24 protein-coding genes, 1 pseudogene and 1 riboswitch are annotated in these 22,983 nt (G+C 38.1%); of the genes and pseudogenes, 15 read left to right on the top strand and 10 right to left on the bottom strand.

Annotation, left to right across the window (positions count from 1 at the left end; all coding sequences use genetic code 11):
- Window positions 1-1,434: 1,434 nt before the first annotated feature.
- Window positions 1,435-2,148, top strand: coding sequence for a YitT family protein (locus AC1FXP_RS08330; protein WP_480060263.1), 714 nt, complete (start codon window positions 1,435-1,437; stop codon window positions 2,146-2,148).
- A gap of 275 nt (window positions 2,149-2,423) precedes the next feature.
- Here AC1FXP_RS08330 and AC1FXP_RS08335 read toward each other — a convergent pair whose 3' ends face one another.
- The gene (locus AC1FXP_RS08335) at window positions 2,424-3,467 is read right to left on the bottom strand and encodes a lactonase family protein (protein ID WP_480060265.1); all 1,044 of its coding nucleotides are present in this window, start codon (window positions 3,465-3,467) and stop codon (window positions 2,424-2,426) included.
- A 181-nt stretch (window positions 3,468-3,648) separates the two neighbouring features.
- Here AC1FXP_RS08335 and AC1FXP_RS08340 point away from each other — a divergent pair, with 181 nt between their 5' ends.
- Window positions 3,649-4,485, top strand: coding sequence for a tyrosine-type recombinase/integrase (locus tag AC1FXP_RS08340; RefSeq protein ID WP_480060267.1), 837 nt, complete (start codon window positions 3,649-3,651; stop codon window positions 4,483-4,485).
- 170 nt (window positions 4,486-4,655) lie between these two features.
- Here AC1FXP_RS08340 and AC1FXP_RS08345 read toward each other — a convergent pair whose 3' ends face one another.
- Both AC1FXP_RS08345 and AC1FXP_RS08350 read right to left on the bottom strand, forming a co-directional pair.
- Window positions 4,656-5,285: a restriction endonuclease gene (locus AC1FXP_RS08345; protein ID WP_480060269.1), complete on the bottom strand. Its 630-nt coding sequence runs from the start codon at window positions 5,283-5,285 to the stop codon at window positions 4,656-4,658.
- A gap of 60 nt (window positions 5,286-5,345) precedes the next feature.
- Entirely contained in the window at window positions 5,346-5,579 is a 234-nt protein-coding gene (locus AC1FXP_RS08350) for an SDR family NAD(P)-dependent oxidoreductase (protein ID WP_480060271.1), read from the bottom strand.
- Between the two features lie 248 nt (window positions 5,580-5,827).
- Here AC1FXP_RS08350 and AC1FXP_RS08355 point away from each other — a divergent pair, with 248 nt between their 5' ends.
- Window positions 5,828-6,475, top strand: coding sequence for a restriction endonuclease (locus AC1FXP_RS08355; protein WP_480060273.1), 648 nt, complete (start codon window positions 5,828-5,830; stop codon window positions 6,473-6,475).
- Window positions 6,476-6,529: 54 nt separating this feature from the next.
- Window positions 6,530-6,673 carry a hypothetical protein gene (locus tag AC1FXP_RS08360; RefSeq protein ID WP_480060275.1) on the top strand — a complete coding sequence of 48 codons (144 nt, stop codon included), beginning with the start codon at window positions 6,530-6,532 and terminating at the stop codon, window positions 6,671-6,673.
- A gap of 26 nt (window positions 6,674-6,699) precedes the next feature.
- Here AC1FXP_RS08360 and AC1FXP_RS08365 read toward each other — a convergent pair.
- A pseudogene (locus AC1FXP_RS08365) lies at window positions 6,700-6,954 on the bottom strand (deoxynucleoside kinase); the annotation flags it as partial.
- Between the two features lie 46 nt (window positions 6,955-7,000).
- On the bottom strand, window positions 7,001-8,554 hold the full coding sequence (locus AC1FXP_RS08370) for an ABC-F family ATP-binding cassette domain-containing protein (protein ID WP_480060277.1): 1,554 nt from the start codon (window positions 8,552-8,554) through the stop codon (window positions 7,001-7,003).
- A 283-nt stretch (window positions 8,555-8,837) separates the two neighbouring features.
- On the opposite strand from AC1FXP_RS08370, the gene AC1FXP_RS08375 reads away from it, so the two are divergent.
- From AC1FXP_RS08375 to ytkD, 5 genes are all read left to right on the top strand, one after another.
- Window positions 8,838-10,016, top strand: a complete 1,179-nt coding sequence (locus AC1FXP_RS08375; RefSeq protein WP_480060279.1) for a MalY/PatB family protein — start codon at window positions 8,838-8,840, stop codon at window positions 10,014-10,016.
- A 29-nt stretch (window positions 10,017-10,045) separates the two neighbouring features.
- A complete protein-coding gene (gene sda, locus AC1FXP_RS08380) occupies window positions 10,046-10,198 on the top strand; it encodes a sporulation histidine kinase inhibitor Sda (RefSeq protein ID WP_480060281.1) in 153 nt (50 codons plus the stop codon).
- Between the two features lie 410 nt (window positions 10,199-10,608).
- A complete protein-coding gene (locus AC1FXP_RS08385) occupies window positions 10,609-11,106 on the top strand; it encodes a YwpF-like family protein (RefSeq protein WP_480060283.1) in 498 nt (165 codons plus the stop codon).
- Window positions 11,107-11,277: 171 nt separating this feature from the next.
- The gene (gene bcbE / locus AC1FXP_RS08390) at window positions 11,278-12,489 is read left to right on the top strand and encodes a bacillibactin exporter BcbE (RefSeq protein WP_480060285.1); all 1,212 of its coding nucleotides are present in this window, start codon (window positions 11,278-11,280) and stop codon (window positions 12,487-12,489) included.
- 166 nt (window positions 12,490-12,655) lie between these two features.
- Entirely contained in the window at window positions 12,656-13,129 is a 474-nt protein-coding gene (gene ytkD / locus AC1FXP_RS08395) for an RNA deprotection pyrophosphohydrolase (protein ID WP_480060287.1), read from the top strand.
- Between the two features lie 176 nt (window positions 13,130-13,305).
- Here ytkD and AC1FXP_RS08400 read toward each other — a convergent pair whose 3' ends face one another.
- From AC1FXP_RS08400 to AC1FXP_RS08410, 3 genes are read right to left on the bottom strand one after another with little or no spacing between them, the layout of a single operon-like run.
- Complete coding sequence (locus AC1FXP_RS08400) at window positions 13,306-14,106, bottom strand: ABC transporter permease (RefSeq protein ID WP_480060289.1); 801 nt, start codon at window positions 14,104-14,106, stop codon at window positions 13,306-13,308.
- A complete protein-coding gene (locus AC1FXP_RS08405; protein WP_480060291.1) occupies window positions 14,090-14,860 on the bottom strand; it encodes an ABC transporter ATP-binding protein in 771 nt (256 codons plus the stop codon). Before AC1FXP_RS08405 ends, AC1FXP_RS08400 begins: the two co-directional genes overlap by 17 nt.
- Window positions 14,861-14,873: 13 nt before the next feature.
- Window positions 14,874-15,869, bottom strand: coding sequence for an ABC transporter substrate-binding protein (locus AC1FXP_RS08410; RefSeq protein ID WP_480060293.1), 996 nt, complete (start codon window positions 15,867-15,869; stop codon window positions 14,874-14,876).
- Window positions 15,870-16,040: 171 nt separating this feature from the next.
- On the opposite strand from AC1FXP_RS08410, the gene AC1FXP_RS08415 reads away from it, so the two are divergent.
- Entirely contained in the window at window positions 16,041-16,820 is a 780-nt protein-coding gene (locus AC1FXP_RS08415; protein WP_480060295.1) for an alpha/beta hydrolase family protein, read from the top strand.
- Between the two features lie 73 nt (window positions 16,821-16,893).
- Window positions 16,894-17,709 carry an alpha/beta fold hydrolase gene (locus AC1FXP_RS08420; RefSeq protein ID WP_480060297.1) on the top strand — a complete coding sequence of 272 codons (816 nt, stop codon included), beginning with the start codon at window positions 16,894-16,896 and terminating at the stop codon, window positions 17,707-17,709.
- A 33-nt stretch (window positions 17,710-17,742) separates the two neighbouring features.
- On the opposite strand, the gene AC1FXP_RS08425 is transcribed toward AC1FXP_RS08420, so the two are convergent.
- Window positions 17,743-18,273, bottom strand: coding sequence for a phosphatase PAP2 family protein (locus AC1FXP_RS08425; protein ID WP_480060299.1), 531 nt, complete (start codon window positions 18,271-18,273; stop codon window positions 17,743-17,745).
- Window positions 18,274-18,463: 190 nt separating this feature from the next.
- On the opposite strand from AC1FXP_RS08425, the gene AC1FXP_RS08430 reads away from it, so the two are divergent.
- The 3 genes from AC1FXP_RS08430 (at window position 18,464) to AC1FXP_RS08440 (ending at window position 20,097) form a co-directional block, all read left to right on the top strand.
- Entirely contained in the window at window positions 18,464-19,615 is a 1,152-nt protein-coding gene (locus AC1FXP_RS08430; protein WP_480060301.1) for a glycosyltransferase family 4 protein, read from the top strand.
- Between the two features lie 87 nt (window positions 19,616-19,702).
- Window positions 19,703-19,882 (top strand): hypothetical protein, encoded by a 180-nt coding sequence (locus AC1FXP_RS08435; RefSeq protein WP_480060303.1) that lies wholly within the window; start codon window positions 19,703-19,705, stop codon window positions 19,880-19,882.
- A gap of 92 nt (window positions 19,883-19,974) precedes the next feature.
- Window positions 19,975-20,097: a hypothetical protein gene (locus AC1FXP_RS08440; RefSeq protein ID WP_480060305.1), complete on the top strand. Its 123-nt coding sequence runs from the start codon at window positions 19,975-19,977 to the stop codon at window positions 20,095-20,097.
- A gap of 65 nt (window positions 20,098-20,162) precedes the next feature.
- Here the strand turns inward: AC1FXP_RS08440 and pckA are convergent, their stop codons facing one another.
- Window positions 20,163-21,743 (bottom strand): phosphoenolpyruvate carboxykinase (ATP), encoded by a 1,581-nt coding sequence (gene pckA / locus AC1FXP_RS08445; RefSeq protein WP_480060307.1) that lies wholly within the window; start codon window positions 21,741-21,743, stop codon window positions 20,163-20,165.
- A gap of 256 nt (window positions 21,744-21,999) precedes the next feature.
- Between pckA and AC1FXP_RS08450 the strand changes: the two genes are divergently transcribed.
- The gene (locus AC1FXP_RS08450) at window positions 22,000-22,374 is read left to right on the top strand and encodes a hypothetical protein (protein WP_480060309.1); all 375 of its coding nucleotides are present in this window, start codon (window positions 22,000-22,002) and stop codon (window positions 22,372-22,374) included.
- 261 nt (window positions 22,375-22,635) lie between these two features.
- Window positions 22,636-22,747: riboswitch (SAM riboswitch) on the top strand.
- Window positions 22,748-22,983 lie beyond the last annotated feature (236 nt).

The raw sequence follows: 22,983 nt of genomic DNA on the forward strand, positions 1-22,983 counted from the left end.
GGCCGATGGTTACAACATGAGTAAGCTTCTCGAAATACTCCATGTCCCCCTGTGAGACGAACCCTTTCTCTTCGTAATACAACGTGAATTACTTCTAAGAATAACTCCATGAATAATCATCCCCGTAGAAGAGAAAGGGTGAGCCAGGACGTTGCCAGGCGGGAACGCACCTTATAGAAATAGGAGAGACGGACATACGCTGCATAATGGTAGAGCGCCTGAAGGAGCAACATCTTCTTTGAATAAGCCGATGGTTACATCGTGAAAAGACATCTTGAAAAACATCATGCCCCCCTGTGAGACGAGCCGTTTCTCTTCGTAAAACAACGTGAGAAACGTCGAAGAAATAACACCATGCCTAATCCGACCCCGTAGAAGAGAATTGGTGAGCCAGGACGTTGCCAGGCAGGGCACGCTCCGTATAGAAATAGGAGCGATGAGATCTAAGCTGCATGTAAGTAGAGTGCCTGAAGGAGCAACATCTTCTTTGAATGAGCCGAGGGTTACTACATGAATCACTTCTCTGAAAAAACATCGTGTCCCCCTGTGAGACGAACTTCTTTTTTTCGTAAACTTCACAGAGTACTTCTATGAAAAGTATCGTGCCTTCCTTGTAGAAGAAAAGAAGTAAGTCCGAACCCTTTCTCTTCGTAACACGGCATGAGACACTTCGAAGAACAACTGCATGCCCAATCATCCCCGTAGAAGAGAAAGGGTGAGCCAGGACGTTGCCAGGCAGGGCACGCTCCGTATAGAAATAGGAGCGAGGATCTAAGCTGCATGTAAGTAGAGCGCCTGAAGGAGCAACATCTTCCTTGAATGAGCCAATGGTTAATACATGAATAAACGCCTTGAGCTACTTCATGTCCCCCTGTGAGACGAACTTCTTTTTTTCGTAAACTTCACAGAGTACTTCTATGAAAAGTATCGTGCCTTCCTTGTAGAAGAAAAGAAGTAAGTCCGAACCCTTTCTCTTCGTAACACGGCATGAGACATTTCGAAGAACAACTACATGTCCAATCATCCCCGTAGAAGAGAAATAGCGAGCCAGGACGTAGCCAGGCAGGGCACGCTCGCATGGAAATAGGAGTGATATATATTAACTGTATGTTAGTAATGAGCTCGAAGTAGCAGCATTTTTTATAAATGCTAATTTAATAATGTACATCATCTCCTAGTAGCCTATGGTTACAACATGATTATACTTTTCTGAAAAAACTCAGTGCCTCCTGTGAGACGAGCGGTTTCTCTTCAAAATACAATGTTATGGAGTTGCTTCTAAGAACAACTCCATAAGTCAAGCAGGCTCCAACTTGACAGAAGTAATTGTTATAGTAGAGAAAAAAACAGATCATATCACTTGATATAACACTCGGAGACACTCAAAGAGAACCGACAGCAAGTGAACTACTTTAGAAAGCAAAAATTCCTCAGATGCAAACTAATAGAAAATGTATTATAGTATTAATATTCAGTTTTTTAAAGGAGGGAGGATTTACTATAAAACGCTTTATTCTTATTTCTATAGGCATTGTTAACTTCTCCCTCGCAACCATAATCTTTGCTGTTCCCAACACCATTATGGCGGGGGGGATTACGGGAATGGCAACCATGAGTTATTACTTATTCGATTTAAATATCGGATTAGGAATGTTTTTGTTTAATTTCCCTTTATTCTTAGCAGCCTTTATTTGGTATCGTGACCTATTTTATAAGTCGATTGTCAGCATGGTCTCTGCATCTATCCTTATTGGAATTCTTCAAGAGCCAATGATACGCTTCGGTGTTGAGAATATTGTAATCGGTGCTCTAGTTGGCGGGTTATGGATGGGAATTGGATTAGGTCTGATGGGAATAGCCAATTCAAGTTTAGGTGGCGGTTCCATGTTGGGAAAAATGATTAACTTAAAATACGGATTTTCTTTTGGTTTAGCAGTCTTTTTAATCGATAGTTCTGTTTTTCCTTTAAGCTTTTTCCTAATAGGTGCCAAAGAAACTCTCTTTTCACTTCTATTAGCAGCTTCTAGCGCATTTGGAATAACATTGGTAGGGAGAATTCACCAGGCATTGATTAAAAAGAAACTTATATTATCACCCAACCTCGGTTCAAAAGGCGTCTCTAAAGAGCGTGAATATATGAATGGTTAGGTAACTAGTGAAAAGCACCTTCCTTTTTATAAGAATATCCAAATTTAATGTTTTTTCATATAAGTGAAAATGATACTCACTTACAGTTCAGTCAAATTATAGCGATAGTCAGGGAGCTTACTAATTAAAATTGTTATATGCGTGACGGAATAATAACCAATTGAACAAAGAAACATGCAAACTAGCTGTGATTAACTAGCTAATAACATAAAAGGGGGTGTCTCAAAAACAAACCTTTTGAGACACCCTTTTTGAATATAGCAATATTATTAGAGTTAGCTTGTAAAAACAACACATACAGGGTTAGGTACGGAAACAGTAACACCTGTCGGACTTAACTTTCCTGTTGATTGATCAATTGTATATTGAACGATATTGCTTGTGTCTTGATTCGCGGCTAAAAGGAACTTTCCAGTAGGATCTATTGTGAAATCTCTTGGAAAAGATCCTTCCGTTGATGTATGGTCAACTAACGTAAGATAACCTGTGTCTGCATCGATTTGGAAGACTGCAATGCTGTCATGACCACGATTCGATGCATACAAAAACTTTCCATCAGCAGATAGCTTTATAGCTCCCCCGATGCTTTCTTCTCCAAAACCAGCTGGAAGAGAAGATATGTATTGAAGTTCATTAAATGAGCCAGTTTCAGAGTCATAGCTTAAAGCAATTACTTCTGAACTAAGTTCACCATTTACGTATGCAAATTTTCCACTTGGATGAAATTGAATATGTCTTGGACCTGTACCTGGTTTAAAAGTTTGTTCACTATGTTTCGTTAATGTACCATTATCGAAAGAGTAAACAACCATCTCATCAATCCCTAAATCTACAACACAAAGATAATTTTCGTCAGGAGTTAATCCAGCATAGTGAGCATGAGGCTTTTCTTGTCTTTCGTGTGGCCCATTTCCAGCATGTGTAACTGTTGATGTAACTGCTGCAATTTCACCGTTATCGGTTAACTTATAAGCAATTCCTGTACCTTGATGGTAATTGGCTGAGAAGAGGAAATCGTTATGATGATTTAAGCTAACGTGACATGGTGGGCTCCCATCAGCTACATCATAATTTAATAAAGATAATTGTCCATCTGGTTCGATCGAATAGGCTCCAACACCACCTTCATTTTCCACCTTCGTAACCGAATATAAATACTTTTGATCACTAGTAACTGCAAGGAATGTTGGATTTTCTAGTTCTGCAGCAACTTGAACATCATCTATCGTACCTGATGAGTCGTCCATAGATAAACGGTAAATCCCTTTGCTATCTCCCTTTGTATATGTTCCAATATAGGCTGTTAACTTATTAGTCACGACATATTCCTCCTTAGAAAGTACTCCTTTTAACTATAGCATAGGAAAAAGGGAAGTGCATTTATGTGTTATTTTAAATGAAAAAATTAATAAAAAATAACAATTTAAACCAATTGCTTGCGCAGAACTTGACAAACTTTGAAATCCCTTTTATAGTTATGGTAGTTAGGGGGAATTCATTTTGGATAAGAAATGCGCTGGAACCACAAAAGACGTCATAGATTCTTTTGCTGTCTATCTCTCTCAAAAAGGAAGGTCAGAAAATACAATTAAAACGTATTGTGGTGTGATCCATACATTTTCTAGCTGGTTAGAGGCCCAAGAAAAGGAACTACATGAACTTACACAGCAAGATGTACAATCGTATATTGACTTTTTGGAAACAGAAAAACGAAGTGTTTCAACAATTAATAAAATTTTTAATACAATAAATACTTTTGCCAAGTCACAAAACCGTCCAGAAATGACTGAAAATATCAAAAGGTCAAAAACAAAAATTGATTACGTTGCTCCAGATTTTCTAACGGAAGAAGAAGTTAATGTCCTTCTTAAGAAAGCGAAAGCTGATTCAAGCAAGCGCAATACAGCGATTGTTTTTGCCTTGCTTTATACAGGGGTACGAGTTTCTGAACTGTGTATGTTGAATCGAGCCGACATTAAATTAAATCATAAGAGCCAAACGGGTCAAATGGTTGTAAAAAATATAGAACAAGAAAATGAACGAATCATTCCTTTATCAAAAGAGCTCGTTCATAAGCTCCACGATTACCTTACGTCTAGAAATGATGAGCATGAAGCTCTTTTTGTTTCAAATTATCAGAAACGAATTGCAGCTCGTACAGTGCAGCACATGTTAAAAGAAGAGTATGGTGTCTATCCTCATAAGCTTCGCCATACGTTTTGTTATGACTTAGTTCGTAAAGGTGTCGATCTTTCTATTGTTGCACAACTATCCGGGCACTCAGATGTAAACGTGACACGACAATATTTAACAGCGATTGCTGATATAGTTAGTTAATTGGTTATAGACAACGCCTAGTCTTAACTCTGATCGATTCAGAGTTAAGACTAGGCGTTGTTGCAGCTTAGGAAAACTTGGTAATGCCCTGTGGGTGGATATGAGTAAAATATTAGACGAGTAAAAGAAATCGCTAGAATTTTTTTCTAGCGATTTTCTTATATCGAAGGTTATTCCTGTGTTTCTCTATTTACTTCATCTTTTATAAGCAGCGTACGGACACGTTGGATAAAACGGTGTGACTTTTTTTGTTCTAAGTATGCATCAAGCATAGCATCTAGTGAATCACGATCGATAAGAGTTATTTTATTTGCACGTGCAATACGTTTTGCTGATTTAGTAAAGTGACTATTTGTTACGATGATCACTCGTCTTGCTTGGTAATTTGGTTTTAAAGCAAGACTATCTTGGACAAAATTTGCACTTACTTGATTCGTTTGACGTTTAGCAACGACGATTGCTTTTAGTCCTTTTTTCCGAAGAATTAGATCTGGTTGTGTTTTGCGGTTCACTTTCGTTCTACTTACTGAATAGCCTTGTTTTTGAAAAAGTGGGACTAATAGTTGTTGAAATTCCCGATCAGGTATCTCATCAATATTTAATAACTCAGAAGATAGATGACGTGAAATCCATTTCGATGTTTTTAAGAGATGTGTGATTCCTAACGTGGAAAGGATCGCAGCAAGTACAAATCCAAATATCGTAAAACTGTAATTATATAAATGAACGAGAATATATGTAGTTAAAAAAAGATAGATAGGCAAAAGGGAATTTTGCTTTTTACGTTTAGGAGTTTTCATGCTTTTCACATCCTTTAGACGTTTTTCATCATTAGTCTATCCAATGATTGGATTAATATGTCATAGTTGACGACAGAAATAATTTTCTGTTACTGAGACAAAACGTTCAACATTACTAGGATTAGAAACATCTGTAGAAAGTGCAACGACCTCAACCCCGTATTTCTCCAATTCGTGTTGAACCGTTTTAATTTCGGTTTCCCCTCTAGCAGCACATATTGCTAAATTAGCTCCTCGCTTGGCAAAGTGTTGAGCAAGAGCATAGCCTAGGCCACGTGTGACTCCTGTTATCATACTTGTTTTTGATCAAACATTTGTTTAACTCCCTTCGTTTCTTTGATTACTCTCATTTTATGAAAACAAACAACAACCAACATCGAGAAGAAGACTGAAAAAACCTACAACTTTTTTCCTCGACTCTGCTAAAAATAACTTTTTAAATGCCGTCCTTTTGGATTAGGGGTCTGACCTATTAACAAACAAGTGTTTGCATTTTTGGTTTTCACCACTTAAGATAAAGAACGAAGGGAGTTGGGACGAGTATGAATGAAAGTGTACCAACATGGCTCGCTGTAGCGGGGATTAGTGTTCTCTTATTACTCATCGTTACAATAGTAGCGGTTATATTACATATTCGAAAAAAGAAACGCTTTGATGTAAGCAAGATTTCGATTACGGATATTGACCGAATGTCTGGTCACGAATTTGAGGATTATTTATATGTCTTATTTGTAGCTCTTGGGTATGATGAGACGTTTTTAACGAAGAAAAGTCGGGACTTTGGAGCGGACTTGCTTTTTCGGGATCGATTAGAGGTCCAAACCGTTATCCAAGCTAAGCGGATTACTGAAAAGATTGGTTTAGAAGCTATCCAGGAAATTTATGCAGCTAAAGCCTATTATGATGCCGATCAAGCTATTGTTATAACATCAGCGAATGATGTATCCGATCCTTGCAGGAAGCTTGCTGCAGCGACAAAAGTTAGGATCCTTACACGAGATGATTTGATTGAGGTTATCCGTTTGTTTAAAAAAGGGAGGCTGACCGAGGCACAAGCTGTCATTGAACTCCCATATGACGATATAGATTATAATGCAGAAGATAGCATAGACGACTTAGATCATCAGCGGGGACTAATTAAGGCTGGAGAATACTTTTATAAACTAACGAAAACAAGAAAAAGCATGTAGAGATCATAAGACAACTTCTTATTGGCATAACTTTCGATATGGGGGGATGTGCTTATGTTAAAAGGAGTTGATTGGCAAATGATCGCATTTGTTGGAGGGTCATTACTCCAAGAATATTTACGCTTTCCACATTTACCGCGTATTTATTATTTTTTAGAAAAAAAAGAAGACGAAGAAGAGGATGACCGGGTAGCTTAACAGCTCGGTTATCCTCTTCTCTTTAATTAAATCGTCACTTTTGAATTAATCGTATTGGAAATTCGCTCTATAATCAATTCAATGGCTTGTTTATCCTTTAACAAATCATATTCTTTAATATTTAGGCGCAATACCGGGCAAGAAGTGAAGTTATTAATCCATTCTTCGTAACGTCTATGCATTTCTTCCCAATAGGAAAGTGGAGTCTTTTGTTCCATCTCACGGCCACGTTTTTGAATACGGCTAATAATATTATCCAAGTCACCTTCGAGGTAAATAAGGGTCAGACCCCTCTTTACTACACTAAAGAGGGGTCTGACCCTTATACTATACTAATTTTGTTGTCCACGATTCGCAGTTCCAGACGTCTGTAGCAACATCTTGATAAAACTCTGGTTCGTGACTAATAAGCAAAATACTTCCTTTGTATCCTATCAGCGCGCGTTTTAACTCTTCTTTTGCGTCAACGTCTAAGTGATTTGTCGGCTCATCGAGAACAAGGATGTTTGTTTCACGATTGATTAATTTACAAAGACGGACCTTGGCTTTTTCTCCACCACTTAAAACGACAACCTTACTTTCAATATGCTTTGTCGTTAATCCGCACTTAGCGAGGGCTGCGCGCACTTCAGCTTGTGTGAATGAAGGGAAATCTTGCCATACTTCGTCAATACATGTTTTATCAGGGTCTTTTGCTTCCTGTTCAAAATAGCCAATTTCTTGATAATCTCCACGTTCAACGGTGCCATCTACAGGTTTAATTAAGCCTAGGATGCTCTTAAGCAATGTCGTTTTTCCTATCCCATTCGCTCCAACGAGAGCGACCTTTTGTCCACGCTCCATTCGAAGGTTGAGAGGGCGTGAAAGTGGCTCAGCATAGCCAATAACAAGATCCTTCGTTTCAAAGATCAGTTTGCTTGTCGTTCTTGCTTCTTTGAAGTTAAAATGCGGCTTTGGCTTTTCTTGAGCAAGTTCAATCATATCCATCTTATCTAGTTTCTTTTGACGAGACATTGCCATATTACGTGTCGACACACGCGCTTTGTTCCTAGCAACAAAGTCTTTTAATTGAGCAACTTCTTGCTGTTGTCTCTTGTAAGCTGCCTCAAGCTGCTGTTTCTTCATTTCATGTACTTCTTTAAAATGCTCGTAATCCCCTACATAACGATTAAGCTCTTGGTTTTCCATATGATAAATCAAGTTGATCACGCTGTTTAAAAATGGAATGTCATGTGAAATCAAGATAAACGCATTTTCGTACTCTTGTAAGTAGCGCTTTAACCATTCAATATGCTGTTCATCTAAATAGTTCGTAGGTTCGTCCAATAGCAGGATATCAGGTTTCTCGAGTAAAAGCTTCGCAAGCAATACCTTTGTTCGTTGACCACCACTAAGGTCTGTGACATCACGGTCTAATCCAACATCATCAAGACCAAGCCCTCTAGCAATTTCTTCAACCTTCGCATCAATCGTATAGAAGTCATTGTTTGTTAATGTATCTTGAATAATACCAACTTCTTCAAGCATCTTCTCGAGTTGTTCAGGATTAGCTTCTCCCATTTTGTCATACATTTCATTCATTTCAGCTTCCATGTCAAACATATATTGAAACGCGCTTTTTAACACATCACGCATGGTCATCCCGCGTTCTAAAACAGAATGCTGGTCTAAATAGCCGACACGAACCTTTTTAGACCATTCTACTTTTCCTGCATCAGGCATTAACTTACCTGTAATGATATTCATAAATGTCGATTTCCCTTCACCATTGGCACCAATTAAACCAATGTGCTCTCCCTTAAGTAAACGGAAGGACACGTCATGAAAAATCGCACGATCCCCAAACCCATGGCTTAAGTTTTTAACGGTTAACACACTCATTCCAAACACCTATCCTTTAGTAAATACGTACTTTTTTGCTTTTTTCATCTTATCATAAGAGAGGGTGAATGTCTGTTTGGAATTAGACTTTCTCACTGAATGTACTTTCCAAAATAACCACTCTTTTTTATCATTTTGAACTACAAGAATATTAAATAAAAATTTGAAAAAATATAAATTTAAAAAGGAATTGATTGTTCTTCGTTGAATAGTAAATATTGACCTAAAGGCAAAAAAAATATTTAATGGAGGTATGTGTTTTAATAGGGAGGAATTATAAGTTATGAGTAAGCAATTCGATGAAATAATTGAACGTCGTGGTACGAACTCAATGAAGTGGGATATGACCAAGCAACGTTTTGGTGAGGAAGATCTTTTGCCGATGTGGGTAGCAGATATGGATTTTCGAGCACCAAAAGAAGTATTAGATGCCTTACATGCTACAGTTGAACATGGTATTTTTGGATATCCTGCTCATTCAAAAACGGTCGATCAAGCCGTTCAAGGTTGGTTAAAAAGAAGATATAGTTGGTCGGTTGAAACAGACTCACTTATATATACATCTGGCATTGTGCCAACGATTAGTTACATTATTCAAGCATTCACTGAACCTGGTGAAGGTGTTATTATCCAAACCCCCGTTTACTACCCGTTTTATGATGTTGTGAAAAAAAATAATCGTGAGTTAATCAAAAATCCACTCTCATTTGACGGAGATCACTATGATATCGATTTCAATCAATTAGAGTCCGTAATTACAGATAACACCAAAATGCTTGTTCTCTGTCATCCTCATAATCCAGTTGGGCGCGTTTGGAAGCGTGATGATTTAGAAAAGCTCGCTGCGATATGTGAAAAGCATAATTTACTTGTTGTATCAGATGAAATCCATGCTGACTTATTGTTTAAAGAGCAAAAACATATTCCATTTGCATCGATTAGTAAAGATGCCTCAGAGCGAACATTCACTTGTTTAGCGCCAAGTAAAACGTTTAATTTAGCCGGGATTCAAACCTCATATGTGGTAGTTGAGAATGAACAATTGCGTCGCAAATTAGCTAACCATTTAGCTAACTCATTTGCTAATTCTGTTAATTCATTTGCAGAAGTGGCAACTGAAGCGGCTTATACACATGGGGAAGAGTGGCTAGAACAGTTAATGGACTATGTGCAAGATAACTATGATTATGTCCGAAAGTATATCTCTTTAAATATGCCTAAATTACGAGTAATGGATTCAGAAGGTACATACTTACTGTGGTTAGAATGCTCGAACCTACCATTATCAGCTTCAGAGCGGAAAAAATGGCTCGTTGAAGAAGCGAATGTAGCTTTAAATCATGGTCCAATCTTTGGTGATGAAGGAAAAGATTTTGAACGAATTAATTTAGCTTGTCCAAGAGAAACGTTAAAACAAGGTCTAGATCAAATGAAAAAAGCCTATGATAAGCGCGGTTTTTAAATAATTTTTTATAAGTGCGGTGAAAGGGAATGGATAGGTTAGAATATCGAGTGTTATTAGAAGCGTATGAACGTGCGATTCGTTTGGAGTTAGAAGAAGATTTTATTGAATTGTTGCGTGAAGAAATCAACGGGCGAAAAAAAAGAATAATCGTAAGCAAAAAGTCGAAAATTTTTATGTGAAGCAGTGAGGTTTGTAGCATTTTCTGTTGAAAGTAGGGGAAAGCTAACATATTTCGCGATTTGAACGCATAAATTGTCAGAGTGAGACCCTCGAGCAGTTGAGAAAAATCGACAAAGGAGACATTTACTATATGTTACAAGAAAATCTTTACCAAGAACTTATCGACGATTGTAAATGTAAGCTAAGGAGAGACCTTACTAGTGAAGAGGTGGAACTCATTAAGTGGATTCAAGAAAGACAATATGAGCTGTGCTTTCAAAGGATGAAAAGTTCATAAATAAACGTCTAGGGGGCTTGTTACAGGGCACTGAATAGGGAAGAAGCCTTATTCGGTGCTCTTTGAGAAGAAAGTCCCCTTTATTTTGGAATTTGACGGATTTATGATTTAATATTTGTAAAAAGGAGGGAAATGATTTTGAAAACATTTAAACTTTATTCGCTTAGCTTGCTTGAAGGTAACGGTGAATGTGTTGATCAAAAATTAATTCCAATTCAAGATGGACTAATTGTGAATATGGAAAACAAAAAGCAAACTTGGTATATTGAAGCCGTGATTAGCAAGGAATATTTTGATTACTTTAAAGGAGTAAAAGAAAAAAAAGGTCATATTCTTGTAGATGTGATCATTACAAGTAAGGACAATCACCCAGCTGCCATGATTACAAATGTTCAAACGATTACCGAATTATCTGATAACATTAGTGTATTATTTGAGGCAAAACTTGCGTTAAAAAGAGACGTAATTATTGAAGATGTTTTAAAAGATCTAGTTAACGAAGGTTACTCAGAAGAACAATTATTAGCAGAATTCCATAACAAGATGGAGAATTTAGCTGCGCATCCTCAAAGTGCTTTAAATACCATTTATCGTTCCATTAAAAAAAGTGGAGACTATAACTTACAATAATGAAAAGCATCTATTCTTAAATGGGTGTTTTTTTGTATTGTTACATTATTTTTGATTTAAATATAGTCTTTTTCTTCCTTGCTTATGTAAAGTTTAACGTGTATAGAACATGCACTCTTCCTAATACTAACAAGGTAATTTATTTTGAGTTAGGAACGGGGGAGCCTTACGATGCAAGAAAAAGATAAATGGGCTATTTTCTCGATTTCGTCTATACCACTTGTTATGACATTAGGGAATTCGATGCTGATTCCTGTGTTACCTCAAATCGAGAAAGAACTTGGAATTAGTTCATTTCAAGTAAGTATGCTCATCACGGTCTACTCCATTGTGGCAATCCTTTGTATCCCAATTGCAGGGTATATATCAGACCACATTGGAAGGAAAAAGGTCATCATTCCTAGTCTAATTATTGCAGGGATCGGTGGATTTATTTCAGGGTTTGCAGGATGGCAAATGGAAAATCCATACGGTATGTTGATTTTTGGTCGTTTCTTGCAAGGCATTGGAGCAGCTGGAGCAATGCCAATTGTGTTGCCATTAGTTGGTGATATGTATACAAATCAAAAAGACGTTAGTAAAGGCTTAGGAATGATTGAGACAGCCAATACATTAGGAAAAGTGTTAAGTCCGATATTAGGTGCTGCATTAGCGCTTATTGTTTGGTACATGCCTCTTCTTTCCATTCCTGTATTATGCTTTATTTCGATATTATCCATGTTATTTTTAGTGAAAGTACCTCCAATGAGTGGAAAAGCTGTCGGGTTTAAGGCTTTTGTAAAAACAACAAAAGTCATTTTTAAGCGTGAAGGACGATGGCTCTACGCTGTATTTGCCATTGGGGGCATATTGATGTTTGTTATTTTTGGTGTTCTTTTTTATTTATCAACAATGCTTGAAGATGAGTTTCAAATAGATGGAATTAAAAAAGGGATCATATTAGCCATTCCATTAGCTGCGTTATGTTTCTCTTCGTTTGCAACGGGAAAAGTTATTGGGCAAGATAAACAAAAAATGAAATGGTATACTGTTGCTGGTCTCGTGATTTTGACTCTTGCTATTTTTACGGTCTCTTTCTCAAAAGACATTTATTTATTATTAACTTGTCTTTTTGCAAGTGGTGTAGGAATCGGAATTGCCCTACCATGTCTTGATGCGTTAGTAACAGAAGGGATTGAGATGAAACAAAGAGGGACCATTTCATCCCTGTATAGTAGCATGCGTTTTGTTGGTGTGGCTCTTGGACCGCCGGTTTTCGCTGTACTGATGAAAACATCCCATTCCTTGATGTTTTTATCTAACACAGCCTTATGTGTTGTAACAGTGCTTATTGTTTTGTTGATGATAAAACCAGAAGATCCTGTCAAACCGACATGGGGATAAAAAGGCAGCAGAAAAAGTTCACTTTTCTTTTTTCTGCTGCCTTAAAAAGTTACGGAATTAGTGCATTTCATTTATCAAAAAAAATTCGTTTTTGTCTTTTTCATAGTTTCCCTTCTCTTTTTTCATCTGTATACTTAAGGTAAGAATTACAAAATGAGGCGAGTGTATGTATCAATTTCAGGATCAAAATGATTGTCAAGTCAGACTTACGTTTGAGGAGCCAGGTTTTGTGAAGAATGCTAAGCATATATGGGTAGTCTGTCGATACAATGATAGTTGGTTATTAACGAGGCATCGGACGAGGGGCCTTGAGTTTCCTGGGGGGAAAGTAGAGAAAGGGGAAACTCTTGTTGAAGCAGCAAAAAGAGAAGTTCTAGAAGAGACGGGAGCAGAGGTAGAAGCTTTGCATTTTATTGGTCAATATGAGGTTAAATGTAGGCAAAGTATTATGTATAAAACGATATTTTTTGCTACAATTTCAAACGTCGCAAAGCAAAGTCATTACTACGAAACGAATGGTCCTGTATTAATAGAAGCGTTACCTGCAGAGCTTTCTTCAGAATCAGAGTTTAGCTTTATTATGAAGGATCAAGTTCTTACGTATACAATGAAGCAAATAAACAAACTACAATTAATTTAGAGGATATGCAAAAAGGAAAACCGCCTTTTTGTCGGAGGTAGAGAGAAGCAGATTGGCAATGGCTCCGCGCGCCGTGCGCCTTTTGAGAAGAGCGCTCAAAAGGCTTAAGAGATTAACGTCGGCTCCGCGCATTGCTTAGAGGATATGCAAAAGGAAACCCACCTTTTGCATATCCTCTAATATTGTTTCAGTAATTTTTGTTCGAGGGCTTCGACGATTTTGTACATAATGGTTGCGAGGATGGCGATGACAAGTAGGCTCATGAGGACGAGTGTAAAGTTGAATACTTGGAAGCCGTAAATAATTAAATAACCGAGCCCTTTTTTAGATACTAGAAATTCTCCAACGATGACTCCGACCCAGGCTAGGCCTACGTTTACTTTTAATGTTGAGATAATGGTGGGAAGGGAAGCTGGGAAAATAACGTATCGAAACGTTTGTTTTTTTGATGCGCCAAATGTATTCATTACCTTTAAATAATTCGAATCGACTTCACGAAAGGCTGTAAAGACGACCATCGTTGTAATGACGACGGAAACGAGTGCTCCCATTGCAATGATCGACGTGAAGCCAGGGCCGAGCCCTACTATTAAAATCGGACCTAATGCGACTTTGGGCATAGAGTTTAAGACGACTAAATAAGGGTCGAGCACTTTTGATATGAATCTAGACCACCATAAGATGGCGGCGAGTAATGTACCAATCCCTGTGCCAAGCATAAAACCAAATAATGTTTCAAACAACGTCACAGAAGCATGAGTAAACAACGAGCCATCACTGACTCTTGATACAAGTAAGTTCCAAATTCGTGATGGCATACTAAACAGTAAAGGGTCAATCCAACGTTGCCTGGCTGCAACTTCCCAAAAAACAAAAAATGAGATAAGGATACTGAGTTGGACTACGAGCACTTGCCTATTTTCCTTTTTCAGGGAGGTGAGGTATTTTTTGTGTAAGGAATCAAGATGTTGATGCAAGGCTCTCCATCTCCTTCCATATCGATTGAAATTGATTGTTAAAATCTTTATGCTGCCTTGCTTCAAATGGCAAGGTTCCGGCTATGTCATTTGGAATGTTGAAGATACGATGAATGCGTCCGGGTCTTGGTGATAGCAAGATAACTCGGTCTGACATAGCAATGGCTTCGGCAATATCATGTGTCACTAAAATGGCCGTTTTTTTCTCTTTTTTTAATGTTTGAAAAACTAAATCCTCTAACTTTAGTTTCGTTTGATAATCAAGTGCAGAAAAAGGTTCATCTAAGAGCATCATAGCTGGATTTGTTGCGAGCATCCGAACGAGAGCTACTCGCTGCCTCATTCCACCAGACAGTTGATTAGGAAACAAATCCTTTTTATCGGCAAGGCCGAGCTGAGTTAACCAATTCAATGCGGCCGTCTTGGTTGAATCAGAATAGACTCCTTTTATTTTTAACCCTAATGTAATATTGTCTTCAATCGTACGCCAAGGAAAGAGATAGTCTTGTTGTAGCATGTAACCAATATTGCTATTAGCATTAATAGGTTGATTTCCTAGAGTGACTTGACCAGTTGTTGGGTTAAGAAGTCCTGCGATAATGGAAAGCAAAGTCGTTTTTCCGCAGCCGCTTGGGCCGAGGATGGAAAGAAACTCGCCATCCTCTACTGAAAAGGATATTGATTCAAGTGCTAACGTTGCCTCGCGCTTCGTTAAATAACCTAAGGAAACATCTTGCAATTGCAAAGTCGCCACCTAGATCAGCCCCCTAATTTGTTACACGTTCTGCGATCGTTGTATCCACTAATTCGGTGTAGTCAACTTGTTGTGGAAGCTCACCCGCTTCATCCATAATTAGCTGTAAATTGTCCCAAGCTTGTGGTTGGACGAGTGGGGAAGTAGCATAGGATCCTTGTGAGCGATAGCGATCTATGACTTGTGCGACAAGCTCAACATCTGTATCTTCAAAAAAGTCTACAATCGCTTCGGCAACCACTTCTACTGGTTGTTCATCTACCCACTGTTGTGCTTTGTAAAGTGCGCGGGTGAATGCTTCGAGCTTATCAACTTCAGATACCATGTAGCTTTGTTTCGCCATGAAAACGGTGTAGGGAACGCTTCCTGATTCAGTTCCAAATGATGCGACGATGTGACCGATTCCTTCATTTTCGAATAAGGTTGCTTGAGGCTCAAACAATTGAACGAAATCACCAGTTCCAGAGGCAAACGCACTTGGAATGTTCCCAAAGTCAATGTGTTGAATAAGGTTCAGGTCATTTCGGGGATCAATGCCGTGTTTCCTTAACACATGCTCCCCAACCATTTGTGGCATGCCACCGGTTCTTTGACCAAGGAAAGTGCTCCCTTTTAGGTCATCCCAATCAAAAGAATCTAGTTTGTCTCGTGATACAAGGAACGTGCCATCAGCCTGTGTTAATTGAGCGAAATTTATCGCTGGGTCAGTTGCGCCTTGAGCGTATACGTAAATAGATGTTTCAGCCCCGACTAGAGCGATATCGGCTCCACCTGATAATAGTGAAGTCATCGTGTTGTCTCCGCCCCAAGTTGTCGTCAGTTCAAGATTAATCCCCTCATCTTCGAAAAAGCCTTGTGATATTGCTGCATACAGTGGGGCATAAAAGATGGATCTAGTCACCTCTGAAACACGGATTGTATCTTTGTTTCCCCCGAAAGAACAAGCAGAAATTGAAATGAACAGTACAAGAGATAAGAGCAATAGAGCAACTTTTTTTATGACTTTCATGGCAGTCATCTCCTTAAAATGAAATACTAATTGTGATAGTCTATGTGAGTATTAGAAAATGTGTGTTTGCCCAATTTTATTTTTTTAGTCACATTTCTTTACAATGAGACCGATTTGTCACTTCAACGTTTTTCATGAGTCTATTGCTGAAGTAGAAAGGAATTAATATATATGAACGTAATTGAAAAGGTACGTATTCCGTCTCCGAACACTAAAATCAAACTATATGTAATCACTTATCTTAGTTCCGGATTGAAAGTAAAGGGCTATTTAGCCATACCAACTTGGGGTGAGCAATTCCCAGGGTTATTATACTTACGCGGAGGGATAAAAACAGTGGGGATGGTTCGAATTCAACGAGTCATTCAGTGGGCGGCAGAAGGAATGGTAGTAATTGCGCCGTTTTATCGTGGAAATAAAGGAGGGGAAGGCCAAGAGGATTTTTGTGGAGAAGATCGAGAAGATGCATTTGCGGCTTTCGACTTAATGAAAAGCATGTCCCATGTTGACTCTCGCTCCCTGCATATACTTGGTTTTTCTAGAGGTGGAGTAATGGCGTTGCTAACTGCGATCGAACGACCAGAGACGACATCTGTTGTATGTTGGAATGGTGTTTCTGATATGGTACTCACATATGAGGAAAGAATTGATTTACGAAAAATGATGAAACGGGTCATTGGTGGTACACCGAATAAATTTCCAGAAAGATATGAGCGGAGGACACCACTTTCAGAAATAAAAAACATTAGAGGAAACGTGTTAGTGATTCATGGCGAAAAAGACGAGCATGTGTCAATCGAACATGCGTATCGTCTTGAATATGCTTGTCATTCTTCGGGTGTGGACATAGAGACATGGTATTATCCTACTTTTCCTCATCATTTTCCAGCATCGAGTCAACGGCAGATTCTATCTGAGGCGGCAATGTGGATGAAAAGCTTAAGAGATTAACTAAAATCTAAGAATGATTAAAACAATATTTACAAATAATACCTTTAAAACACTATTGGAGTTGCTGCAGACAATGGACAAAGTGAAAAGGGAAACGATTTCCATTGCGGGTGTCGAAGTTTATTGTGAGTATCTAGTAAATGAAAAGCCGCCAATTCTTCTCATTCATGGCTTTGCTTCATCAACCTATACTTTTCATCGTCTTATTCCGCTTTTAAAAGAGAATTTCTCAATTGTTGCCATAGACTTACCTGGGTTTGGGCGAAGTGAAAAATCGAAAACGTTTATCTATTCTTTTGAAAACTATGCGATAGTAGTCGCCGAATGCATTAAGTACTTCAATCTTGAAGGTGTTACGATTGTTGGTCATTCAATGGGAGGTCAAATTGCTTTGTACACAGCAAAGAAAGTCCCTTCCGAAATATCAAAGCTAATTTTAATATGTAGTTCTGGTTATTTAAAACGAGCTAAAAAGCCGTTAATTTATTGTTCATATATTCCCTTTTTTCGATTTTTTGTAGAATATTACATTCGCAGGAAAGACGTAAAGAAAAGTTTAGAGAATGTCTTTTATAACCGAACACTCATAAATGAAGAAATGATGCAAGAGTTTGCAAGGCCTTTAAGTGAGAAAGGTTTTTACATTTCTTTACTAAGACTTTTACGGTATCGTGAGGGAGATTTGTCGAGTAAGCAACTAAGTGAAATCAACATCCCTACTTTATTAATTTGGGGAGAAGAAGATCAAGTCGTTCCATTGTCTGTTGGGAAACGGTTAGTCAAAGACTTACCCAATGCAGATTTAATCACTTTTGAAAAAACAGGACATTTAGTTACTGAGGAAAGAACAGAGGAGCTTTACGGTCATATCCTGTCCTATACGTCTTAAGAAGAAAGTAGAAAGACGGACCTGTCGTCTTTCTTACACATAGATAAAATAAACAGCAAGTATAGAACTAATTGTCCCAAGGAAAGCACCAATAAGACAGTCTGTTGGATAATGCAGGCCTATATACATTCGTGAAATAGCTACAATCATTGCTAAAGGCACGACAGTAAAGGCAAGGATAGGAGAGTGAAGAGCGAAAACAACTGCAATAGAAAAGGCAGCTGTTGTATGACCTGATGGGAATGAAAAATCTTTGAGTGGATTCGCGACTGTGTTTACATCTGGTAATTTTAAGTATGGACGCTTTCGGCCAAATGCTTTTTTAATGATTTGAACAACAACGAAGCTTATCGTTAATGAAATTAATCCATCAATGGCCCAATAACGCACATCGTTGGAAAAAATGAAAATCATTGTAAGTAGTATTGATAATGTAAAAGTTGCACCGCCAAGATGAGTGATTTTCGGTAAAATAAGGTCGAGAGGTTTGCACCGCCACTGTTTATTCACGACTAAAAACACTTTATCATCGTTTGTGGATAGCCAGTCGACTATTCGATTCATATGAACAACTCCATTAGAAAAGATCTAGTTACACATTTTATTATAATAGCATTTTTTTAAGTGATTGTTTGAAAAATGTTGAGTTTTTATGCTTGGAAATTCATAAGAAATTTACAGTATCTTTGTAAAATAATTCTTCCCTATGGAGTAAAGTGGAAGTAACGAAACTTTTACTGCAGGGGGAGAGAGCATGGACATACGCATTGCGATTTTCACTGATACGTATACACCTGAAATCAATGGTGTTGCAAGAACATTACAAAGGTTAGCGAGCTACTTAGAAAGGAGCAAGATTGAATTTAAGGTGTTTGCACCTGAAAGCAAAACAATGGTTCCTGAAGTTCCTCATATTCAACGGTTTGCCAGTCTTCCGTTCCTTTTCTATCCAGAGTGTCGAATAGCTCTTCCTAATCCCATTCAAATGAAACAATCCTTAGAGGATTTTAAACCATCCCTTATTCATATCGCTACCCCACTAAATTTAGGACTACATGGGCTCTATTATGGAAAAAAACATCATATTCCTATGGTTGCCTCGTATCACACTCATTTCGATGATTACTTAAAATATTATCATGTACCATTTCTTCAAAAATGGCTTTGGAAATATATGTTTTGGTTTCACCGTTCTTTTGAAAAAGTGTATGTTCCCTCAGAAAGTACGAAAGAAAAGCTTACTAATATTTCATTTCATGATGAGTTGGAAATATGGGGAAGAGGAATTGATCCTACCTATTATACCCCGAACAAGAAAACCGATGAAATCAGACGAAAATATCAAATTAAACAAAGAAAGATTATTTTGTATGTAGGTCGAATTGCACCTGAAAAAGAAATCGATATTGCCTTAAATACGTACGAAACTCTTCCTCTGTACCTAAGACAGGATACCCATTTTTTAATTGTTGGAGATGGGCCACAACTTAAATTATTAACAGAACATAACAATGACCAAATAACGTTCACGGGTTTTTTAGAAGGAGAAGAGCTCGCGAAGATTTATGCCTCTAGTGATCTTTTTTTATTTCCTTCATCTACCGAGACTTTTGGAAATGTTGTGTTAGAAGCGATGGCTTCTGGCTTACCAGTTGTTGGAGCCAATGCAGGTGGAGTACAGCATTTAATTAACCATGGCGAAAGTGGATTTTTATGTAAGGCTAGAGATGTTAAATGTTTTTCAGAATACACTGCAATGTTATTAGATGATAACGAGAAGCGGTATCTTTTTGCAAACAATGCACGGCAATTCGCCTTGACGCAATCATGGGATGAAATATTTGCACGTCTTATAAGAAGCTATTTTGAAGTGGTGAAGCGCAATGTAAAACGTTTTTCAGCTTAAGACGTATAAGAGAGGGTAAGTTCTTTCACCGTATTCTTATAGTTAGTTTAGCTCGTACACACTGTTATGAGTCTTTGCATTTAGAGTATGAATCTGACTAAAACGCAAAAGGTAAATACGAGTAATGAAGCAGTAAAGTCTCCAACGTATCCTAAACTTTCAATGATTACGCCTAATGCAACCATTGTTAGCACTATTGGTACAGAAGTAGGGAAAGAAAATAATGCTCTTTCTGCATATCAGAATACGCTAGCACCACCTACGTAAATGCGTAAGGTAAGTGAAAAGACAAGAGCAACAGGGAGAGAGGTGTTCTTAAGAGCTGGTTGTATAAGCTGTCATGCTGGGAGAACGTTTACGTGGATGTACATGTGGAAGGGATTGGTCATGAGTATTGGGTAGATAGAACGGCAGGTTTTACTGAAGAAGAGCAAGAAGCGTTAATTGATTATCTTCTTACAGAAACAAGTCCCAATGAATAGGGGGATTATAGTAGGAAATTTAGAAAACAGGGTCTCAAGACAAATTTGAGACCCTGTTTCTTATCCTATTTAGGACCAGCTTTCTTAATTCTGCTGCTAATAGAATTGAACTTTTGAAAGTTTTTCTTGAAATTAGCGGCTAATTCTTTTGCCTTTTGATCGTAGGCTTCTTTATCTGTCCATGTATCACGAGGTTTGAGAACCGAGTCAGGGACTCCAGGACAATGAATAGGAATGTGTAGTCCAAAAATAGAATCTGTAATTGTCTCTGCAGAACGTAATTCACCAGATAAGGCAGCCTGAACCATTGCGCGAGTATATTTTAGATTCATCCGTTTTCCGATTCCGTATTCTCCACCGGACCAGCCAGTATTAACAAGATAGACATTAACATCATGCAGGTCAATCTTTTCTCCTAACATTTCAGCATAACGAACCGCTGGCAATGGAAGAAAAGGTGCCCCAAAGCAAGTGGAAAAAGTAGCTTCTGGAGAAGTTACACCACGTTCTGTTCCAGCAAGTTTACTAGTGTATCCAGATAAGAAATGATACATTGCCTGTTCCTTTGTTAACTTACTAATTGGCGGCAAAACACCAAAAGCATCTGCTGTTAGGAAAATGATTGTTTTTGGATGTCCTGCAACACTTGGAACTAAAGCATTAGGGATTGCATCAATCGGATATGCCGCTCGGGTATTTTCGGTTAACGATGTATCATCGTAATTTGCATTGCCTGTTTCAACGTCAATAGCTACATTTTCAAGAACTGTTCCAAATCGAATAGCATTCCAGATTTGTGGCTCTTTTTCTTTTGAAAGGTTTACACATTTAGCGTAACAACCCCCCTCGATATTAAATACGCCATTACTTGACCAACCATGCTCATCATCTCCAATTAATGAACGAAGAGGATCAGCTGATAACGTTGTCTTGCCTGTTCCTGAAAGACCGAAGAACAGGGCGACGTCACCCTCTCTTCCTGCATTTGCAGAGCAATGCATCGAGAGTACATCTTGCTCGGGGAGTATGAAATTCATAACGGAGAAGATGGATTTCTTCATTTCGCCTGCATATTCCGTTCCGCCAATTAAAATAATACGTTCTTCAAAAGAAATGATGACAAATGCTTCTGAGTTTGTTCCGTCATTTATAGGATCGGCTTTAAAAGACGGAGCTGATATAATTGTGAACTCTTTCTGTGAAGGTTCCTTTTGATCTTTGGTAGGACGAATAAATAATTGACGTGCAAAAACCTGGTGCCATGCAAATTCGTTAATGACTTTTAATGGAATTTGATATCTGTTGTCAGCGCCAGCATAGCCATCGGATACAAAAATTTCACTTTTGTTTTTTAAGTGGTCAATCACTTTAAAATATAGGGAGGTAAACGTATCTTTATCAATCGGCTGATTGACCGTTCCCCATTCAATGCTTTCTTTTACACTTGGTTCGTTGACAATGAATTTGTCTTTAGGGGAACGACCAGTGTAAGCGCCAGTTTCAACACTAAGTGCACCTGTAGATGTGAGCTTCCCCTCACCGCACATTAACGACTTTTCAATTAATGAGGAGATAGGAAGATTAAGGTGAACCATGTCTGAGTTCACTAAGTTAATTAATTCGGAATGAAGGTTGATTGTATTCATTGTCGCAAAACCCTTTCTTTAATTTTTTGATTGTTAGCATTAAATACAAAATCTTGTAAATTAGTATAACATAATAAGTCTAATAGTCTATACTATTAATTGAATTTTCCATTTGTGATATATTTAATAGAAAATGTGTTTTCGTAGGATGTTTTTTTGGGTTACTGGCCACCAACTAATCAAATTGCTTTATTGTTCCTAAATTTCTTCTTCATGCATACAATCTAGGTAAAGAGAAATGAAGGAGGCGTTCTATTTGCAGCAAGTTTCTATGTTGGATGTCGCTACTGTTTCAGCAGTAGTAGCGGCGCTTGTAACGGTGATAGGAAATGCCTTTGGTATTGAAAAGCAATATCGTGCTCTATTAGCGATTGGAATAGCTGGTATACTTTGGTTTATTCCAAGGGAGTGGGGAGAACAAGTACTGATGGCACTTATTATTGGCTTAACAGCTAGTGGGGTTTATAGCCAAGTGAAACCTCGGGATAATGCAAATGAATTAATGAAAATGCAACTTCGAGAAGAACTTCGAAAAGAGCAAGAATTGGAGAAGGAAAGGGAGAAAAAGCAACAACAAAGGGAAAGACAAAATGAAAACCGTCAAGAGAGGCGAGATGATACACCGTACTAAAATAACAAAAGGCAAGGTTTGCTTAAAGGCCACTGAAAAAGGTCAAAACCGTACCTTTTTCAGTGGCCTCTTTGACTTCCTGCTTTTAGATCTTATATCTTTATTAGCAAGAATTATGATTAATACTCGTTTTTAGCATAGTATTAAATGAATCGTGCACAATAACAATAAATCTTAATGATAATTTGATTAAATTTTTAATAGGAGTCGGATATGTTGACACTAAACAACATGTGCGATATGATATGCGTCGAACGGATACTCTTATCCTGAGTAGGCGGAGGGACAGGCCCGAAGAAGCCCAGCAACCAACACTTTAAAGCCATGAGTGAAAAGGTGCTAACCTGCAAGGCTATGCCTTGGACGATAAGAGGCTAAAGGTAAACATTCAACCCTTTTCCTCTACAGGAGAAGGGTTTTTATCGTTTATACGGCTTTACAGGTAGGTATTTCCCATTCGATGGGGCATGAGTGCCGTCTCAAAGAAAAACACAAGCTTAGTACAAAGCGGTGTTTAAAGGAGTGTACTGAAAAAGAGGGGTTTTCTTTTTCAATGTACTCGAAGCAATGGAACGCAGCCGCTGCCAATGGTGTGAGAAATGTATCACA

The organism is Halalkalibacter sp. HAAS-P013 (assembly GCF_056619925.1).

What these genes read in the sequence shown, in the direction of transcription:
- AC1FXP_RS08330 (WP_480060263.1), top strand. Translation starts at nt 1,435, where the DNA reads ATGCAAACTAATAGAAAATGTATTATAGTATTAATATTCAGTTTTTTA.
- AC1FXP_RS08345 (WP_480060269.1), bottom strand. Translation starts at nt 5,285, where the DNA reads ATGAAAACTCCTAAACGTAAAAAGCAAAATTCCCTTTTGCCTATCTAT.
- AC1FXP_RS08350 (WP_480060271.1), bottom strand. Translation starts at nt 5,579, where the DNA reads ATGATAACAGGAGTCACACGTGGCCTAGGCTATGCTCTTGCTCAACAC.
- AC1FXP_RS08355 (WP_480060273.1), top strand. Translation starts at nt 5,828, where the DNA reads ATGAATGAAAGTGTACCAACATGGCTCGCTGTAGCGGGGATTAGTGTT.
- AC1FXP_RS08360 (WP_480060275.1), top strand. Translation starts at nt 6,530, where the DNA reads ATGTTAAAAGGAGTTGATTGGCAAATGATCGCATTTGTTGGAGGGTCA.
- AC1FXP_RS08370 (WP_480060277.1), bottom strand. Translation starts at nt 8,554, where the DNA reads ATGAGTGTGTTAACCGTTAAAAACTTAAGCCATGGGTTTGGGGATCGT.
- AC1FXP_RS08375 (WP_480060279.1), top strand. Translation starts at nt 8,838, where the DNA reads ATGAGTAAGCAATTCGATGAAATAATTGAACGTCGTGGTACGAACTCA.
- sda (WP_480060281.1), top strand. Translation starts at nt 10,046, where the DNA reads ATGGATAGGTTAGAATATCGAGTGTTATTAGAAGCGTATGAACGTGCG.
- AC1FXP_RS08385 (WP_480060283.1), top strand. Translation starts at nt 10,609, where the DNA reads ATGATTTTGAAAACATTTAAACTTTATTCGCTTAGCTTGCTTGAAGGT.
- bcbE (WP_480060285.1), top strand. Translation starts at nt 11,278, where the DNA reads ATGCAAGAAAAAGATAAATGGGCTATTTTCTCGATTTCGTCTATACCA.
- ytkD (WP_480060287.1), top strand. Translation starts at nt 12,656, where the DNA reads ATGTATCAATTTCAGGATCAAAATGATTGTCAAGTCAGACTTACGTTT.
- AC1FXP_RS08410 (WP_480060293.1), bottom strand. Translation starts at nt 15,869, where the DNA reads ATGAAAGTCATAAAAAAAGTTGCTCTATTGCTCTTATCTCTTGTACTG.
- AC1FXP_RS08415 (WP_480060295.1), top strand. Translation starts at nt 16,041, where the DNA reads ATGAACGTAATTGAAAAGGTACGTATTCCGTCTCCGAACACTAAAATC.
- AC1FXP_RS08420 (WP_480060297.1), top strand. Translation starts at nt 16,894, where the DNA reads ATGGACAAAGTGAAAAGGGAAACGATTTCCATTGCGGGTGTCGAAGTT.
- AC1FXP_RS08425 (WP_480060299.1), bottom strand. Translation starts at nt 18,273, where the DNA reads ATGAATCGAATAGTCGACTGGCTATCCACAAACGATGATAAAGTGTTT.
- AC1FXP_RS08430 (WP_480060301.1), top strand. Translation starts at nt 18,464, where the DNA reads ATGGACATACGCATTGCGATTTTCACTGATACGTATACACCTGAAATC.
- AC1FXP_RS08435 (WP_480060303.1), top strand. Translation starts at nt 19,703, where the DNA reads ATGAATCTGACTAAAACGCAAAAGGTAAATACGAGTAATGAAGCAGTA.
- pckA (WP_480060307.1), bottom strand. Translation starts at nt 21,743, where the DNA reads ATGAATACAATCAACCTTCATTCCGAATTAATTAACTTAGTGAACTCA.